Annotated in this window: 2 protein-coding genes and 2 pseudogenes; 3 read left to right on the forward strand and 1 reads right to left on the reverse strand. The window is 58.1% G+C overall.

Annotation, left to right across the window (positions count from 1 at the left end; all coding sequences use genetic code 11):
• Window positions 1-164 precede the first annotated feature (164 nt).
• Window positions 165-1,281, forward strand: a pseudogene (gene hisC, locus ACZIRK_RS44470) (histidinol-phosphate transaminase).
• Window positions 1,282-1,439: 158 nt separating this feature from the next.
• On the opposite strand, the pseudogene dctA reads toward hisC, so the two are convergent.
• Window positions 1,440-2,767 (reverse strand): annotated as a pseudogene (dctA, locus tag ACZIRK_RS44475) (C4-dicarboxylate transporter DctA).
• A gap of 1,299 nt (window positions 2,768-4,066) precedes the next feature.
• On the opposite strand from dctA, the gene ACZIRK_RS44480 reads away from it, so the two are divergent.
• Window positions 4,067-5,014 carry a type 2 periplasmic-binding domain-containing protein gene (locus ACZIRK_RS44480; protein ID WP_474419756.1) on the forward strand — a complete coding sequence of 316 codons (948 nt, stop codon included), beginning with the start codon at window positions 4,067-4,069 and terminating at the stop codon, window positions 5,012-5,014.
• 13 nt (window positions 5,015-5,027) lie between these two features.
• The coding region (modB, locus tag ACZIRK_RS44485) for a molybdate ABC transporter permease subunit (protein WP_474419758.1) at window positions 5,028-5,617 on the forward strand (590 nt) is incomplete at its 3' end.

Genomic DNA, 5,617 nt, shown 5'->3' on the forward strand with positions numbered 1-5,617 from the left:
GCGATCTTTGCCTTCAGTGCCGCGTCGATCTTGCGTCTCGTCTTTGTCGTCATCATGCGCTCCGTCTATCAAACGGAGCAGCCCCTTCCAACTAAGCACGTGGTCCCACAATCGGGGTCCATTTCAAACCGCGATTGTCCCCGGCGAATCAAAGGAAGAACACGATGTCGGATGCAAAATTGCAGAATGTGCTGTCTTCTCTTTCGCAGACAGCGAGACAGTTGAATGCTCCGCCGGCCGGCCGGACTGCGCCGGATGCAACTTACGTGAAGCTAGATACCAATGAGAACCCATTTCCACTGCCAACGATCGTATGGCAAAGTGCAATTACCGCCCTTGAGCGGCAGTATCTTTATCCCGAAGATGACAACCTCAGCTTGCGGGAAGCAGCTGCCAATGCGTACGGCGTAGCGACGGATCATGTGATTGCCGGCAATGGATCATCTGAGATTCTGGGGCTGATCTACAGAGCCTTTCTTGCCCCCGGGCGAGAGCGTGGCAATGCTGTCTCCAGGTTTTTCATTCAATCGCAAACTTGCTATGTTGCAAGGGGCTCAACTTCTCGAAGTCAGATGTGACGAACCTCAGTCCTTGCCTATAGAGCAATTGTTGTTGGGTTGCGAAAAAGCCGCGAAGTTCGTTCTGGTAGCTAATCCGAATAATCCAACCGGAACGTTCATTCCGATCGCTGACATCGAACGCCTTGTGGCAGAATCGGACCGTCTAGTCGTGTTGGACGAGGCGTATGTCGATTTTGCGCCTGATAATGGCCTACGCCTCCTAAGCCGCTATCCGACTCTTCTGATCTTAAGAACATTTTCGAAGAGCTACGCCGCCGCTGGCATTCGCGTCGGCTTCGGACTAGGCCACCCAGAGCTTATCGGAAGGCTTCGTAACATCCAGAACGTCTTCAACATGAATGTGATCGGTCACGCGGTGGGCATCAGCGTTCTTGCGCACCGCGCCATCTACGAAGATAACCATAGGCACATCACGCAGGAAAGAGAACGAGTGGCGAGCGCACTGTCACAACTTGGATTGTCTGCAACGCCCTCCGACGCAAATTTCTTGCTAGTCCGTGTGCCCGCGGGACACGACGGCAGATGGTGGCAGCTGGCTTTGGAAAGGCAAAAGATACTCGTTGCCTTTTTCCCTGATGAAGGTCTTGAAGACTGTATCCGCGTTAGCATCGGCACAAAAACGCAAATGGACGCGATTCTCGCAGCAATCAGTGACATTTCTGGCCGCTCGAAAATGGGTATATCGCCCGCCGCGCAGTAGTAATGTCTGGTGCCGCGTCACGTATGCGATAGCACCACCGAGGGATGAGAGCGGTGGGTGGCATAACCGAGATCTGTTGTGACTGATGGACGAAAATCGACGACGGATCGATCCCTTAACTGCCACGGCCCCGTTTTCGAGGGACAACCGCCTCGTGATCAGCGGTATCGCGCACCTACTGCAGTTAACAAGGGACAACGATCGCTTTCCTGGTTGAGCCGCGCATGGAGCGTGGCTTGATCGAGCTCGCCTTCCCACCAGGACACGAACACCGCGGCAAGACCGTTGCCCGTGATATTGGTAAGGGCGCGCACCTCGCTCATGAATTTATCGATCGAGAACACGATTGCCATGCCAGGCACTAGCGCCGGATTAACCGATGATAGCGTCGCCGCGAGCGTGATGAAGCCGGCCCCGGTGATACCGCTTGCGCCTTTCGAGGTCATCATCGCCACGATCAGGATCGTGAGCTGTTGGCCGAAGGTAAGATCGACCCCGAGCGCCTGCGCGATAAATAACTTTGCCAAGCTCATGTAGACGTTGGTGCCATCGAGGTTGAACGAGTAGCCGGTCGGCACCACGAGCCCGACCACGGGCTTGGAGCAGCCGAGCCGCTCAAGCTTCTTCATCAACTGCGGCAGCGCGCTTTCCGAGGACGAGGTGCCGAGCACGAGCAAGAGCTCGTCTTTGATATAAGCGATAAACTTGAAGATCGAAAAGCCAACGGAGCGCGCGATCAGACCGAGCACGACCACCACGAACAGCGCGGCCGTGGCGTAGAACAGTGCGATTAGGCCGATTAGATTGCCGAGCGCCGAGGGTCCGAGCTTGCCGATCGTGAAGGCCATGGCGCCGAACGCGCCGATCGGCGCGGCCTTCATGACAATAGCGATGACGCCGAACACCGCGTGCGCCGTGTCGTCGATCATGCCGCGCAACTTCTCGCCGCGCTCACCCAGCGCCATCAGCGAGAAGCCGAACAGGATGGCAAATAAGAGTACCTGCAGGATGTCGCCGCGCGCCAGCGCGCCGACCACGCTGTCGGGAATGATATTGAGGATGAAATCGACGGTTTTCGAAGCTTCCGCCTGCTCCACGTAGTTGGCGACGGCTGCGCATCGGGCTTGGCCGCAAGGCCGTGGCCGATCTGGAAAAGATTGCCCATCAGAAGGCCGAGCAACAAGGCAAAAGTGGAGACGATCTCGAAATAGACCAGCGCCTTGAGGCCGACCCAGCCGACCTTTTTCGCATCCTGGATGTGCGCAATGCCCGAGACCACGGTGCAGAAGATGATGGGCGCGATGACCAACTTGATCAGCTTGATGAACCCGTCACCAAGCGCCTTGACCCAATCGCTGGTCGCGAGCGACGGCCACAGCCAACCGACGACGACGCCAATCAGGATCGCGATCAGCACCTGAACGTAGAGGATTTTGTACCAAGTTCTCGACACCGGCGCGGGTGCGGCAGTTGCGATGGTGGTCATGACGCTCCTTCCCAATATGAACTCGAACACCGAGCCACCGCGCGTTGAGAGGCGACGGCATCAGACGAGCCTTGTCATGCCAGCCGTGCGCAATTGAAGACGGCGATGTCGGAACTCCGACAGCCGGCAGCGCGATTTGCTGGCAGTTACGTGTGTTTTTCTCTCATTAAGCAAGACGCGCACCACGCGCCGAAGCCATGCTGCCGTTCAACCGGCGAGACTGTGGACAGACTTTCTCCTAAATGTATTTGGTTGAATGCCAGAAACGCGTTTGTTCCGCCGAAGGCAGAGGCGTTGTTCAGCGCCACGCGCACCTTGCGCTCGCGCGCGCCAGATTGGGCGCGGCCTCGAGATCGACCAGCTGCTTGCGGGCGATTTAATGCTCGGGCAGCGTTTTGAGCTTGGCCCTTATCCTGAGCTCAGAGTTGCAATCGGGTCACTGGCGGAGCGGCCTTCGCATCTCCCTATAAATGGAAGCGCCGCCGGTCCCGCCCATTCCGGAAACGACGACGCGCCTCCCCGTTCAGGCCTTCTCAGCGACCACGCCGCGGACAGGTTCGTCGCCGATAGACTTGAGATTCGATCAGGCGTCATCCGTGTTCATCTCAATCGTCGATCGCGTAGGACTGCGCCACGCAGATGATGTCCGCAACTCCAGTGACTGGATGCCACACCAGGTCAGTTCCGTGGTGGTCGATGTCTCGCGGCCGCCGACAGCGTTTTCCTTGTTCGTGCAACAATGTCCTTCGCGAATTGATCTGCCATGCTGCTGCTTCCATTAGGCGCTTCGACGCGAACGCACTGCCTTTCAGCCGCGCCGCGCGACAGAAGCAGTGACGTGATTCGTCGGGCGTCAGGTGCTGTCAATGCAACATTCCGCGACATTGGTAAAATTGATTTTTTGGATGGTACGCATCCACATTATCGACGTTTGGAGACATGCGCCTAAGACCTTGATGCAAGCTGCCCTCGGGCGTTATCGAGCCTCGCGTCGTAGTTTCGCACAGTTAAAAACGACAGCCTCGATGCTCCTTCACCGGGCCATCTACGCCGAGCTCCCGCCGCGCCTGGACGAGACGTCTGCCCCAGAGTTCTCGTCGAACGGACGCTTCGTAGTGGCAGACGTGAAGGCAGAACTTATCGTATTCCGACACCTCAGGCGGCCACGTCGGGTCAGCCGGTCCGGAGATCGGAGTCGAGCCGTTCAAAGATCCAAAATCGGACATCACGGCGCGGCGGAGCCAACTTTGGGCAGAGTAATGCCAGAAGTTTTTCGTTCAAGAGGCTAGAGATGTTCGGTTGAAGACGCCGAAGTCGGAAGCTGACACGGCGCTGAGGCCATTCCGCCGCAATTCAACAGCCACGCTGGCGCTTAAGCGTGTTTGGCTGCTATGGCGCAAGGCGCGCATCATATTCCGCGAGCGGCACGCCGATTGCTGGGATGAGGAGCATAAGCCGCCGCGGCCAAAGTGGTCGCAGCCGCCCCGCTCCGAAAGAACCCCCAATGAGGCTTGCCCGATTGATCCTGATAAATGCAACCTTAATCCTGATCCTGCTCCTGCTCGGAATAGCAGCAGCGGTCAACATCAGTCCCACTATTGCCGCAAACTTCCGTCTGCCGGGCAACGAGATTGCAGCACCGCTCATTCAGACGATCCGGCTCGAGGCCGGGTTGAGCTCTCGCGCGAACGGACATTTTTGCAGCCGGATCATCCAACCCGCGCATTTTGTATCCTTCTGTCGGCCGACCAGTTCCGCCCAAGTAAGTCGATGGAGAAGCCTCTCCGGGTATCGCAAGCAGCTTCACGACTAAAGAGCGGCAAGTTCGTGCTGTGGCGTTCGAACGTGAAGTTCGCCAATCGCGCGGAGAGGCTTCAGATGATGTCTGTCGCAAAATCATCGATCTGCGATCCGGCCGCCGCACCTTATGATGGCGCAACGGCGGTGCAGGTAACGAAAGTGCTAGGTGTCAGTGCGGCGATTCAGCCAAATAAGGCCGGTGGCGCCAGCATCACACACGCCTATCAACCCGAGACCGGCAATGCCGAACTCGGATTTGTCGCGCCGCCCGAGCTTACAAACAGCAAAATCCGTTGCCGCTGGCTGGTGGCGCAGGAGTCTTATGGGCAAGACGCCGTGCTGTTGGAGACTGGCACCTACAATAAACTGTCGGCCGCCTTCGTCGACTTTCTCAAATGGCAAAAACTCCACGCGATTATCGCGCGGGGTGGCTACGTGCAAAGCTAGAGTTGACGCATGGATGGCTTTTTCGCCAGAGCTCTGGGAATCGCTCCGGCTCACGATCGAGCTCGCGAGCCTGACGACCGTGATCCTGCTGGTCCTTGGCACGCCGCTCGCGTGGTGGATAGCGCGCTCGAAGAGCCTTTGGGCTGAGGCGGTCGCCACGATCATCGCGCTGCCGCTGGTGCTGCCGCCAACAGTACTCGGTTTCTATCTGCTGGCCCTGCTCGGCCCGAGTGGCCTTCTCGCCTCTCTCTGGGGCGGGGCCACGCTCGCCTTCACCTTTACGGGGCTCGTGGTCGGATCGGTTTTGTCAGCGCTGCCTTTGATGGTGCAGCCCATCCGCAACGCCTTCGCTGCGATGGGTGACCGCCGGCTGGAAGTCGCTGCCACTCTGCGCGCCTCACCGTTATATACCTTCTTCACGGTCGCCTTGCCTGTGGCGCGAACGGGTGTTCTGACAGGCGCCATGCTTGGCTTTACGCATGCGATAGGCACGTTCGGCATCGTGCTTATGATCGGCGGCAACATTCCTGGGCGCACCAAGGTGCTGTCGGCCTATCTCTTCGACTATGTCCAAGCCTCGCGCTGGCGCGAAGCAAGCTGGCT

This window comes from Bradyrhizobium sp. Leo114, from assembly GCF_055229415.2.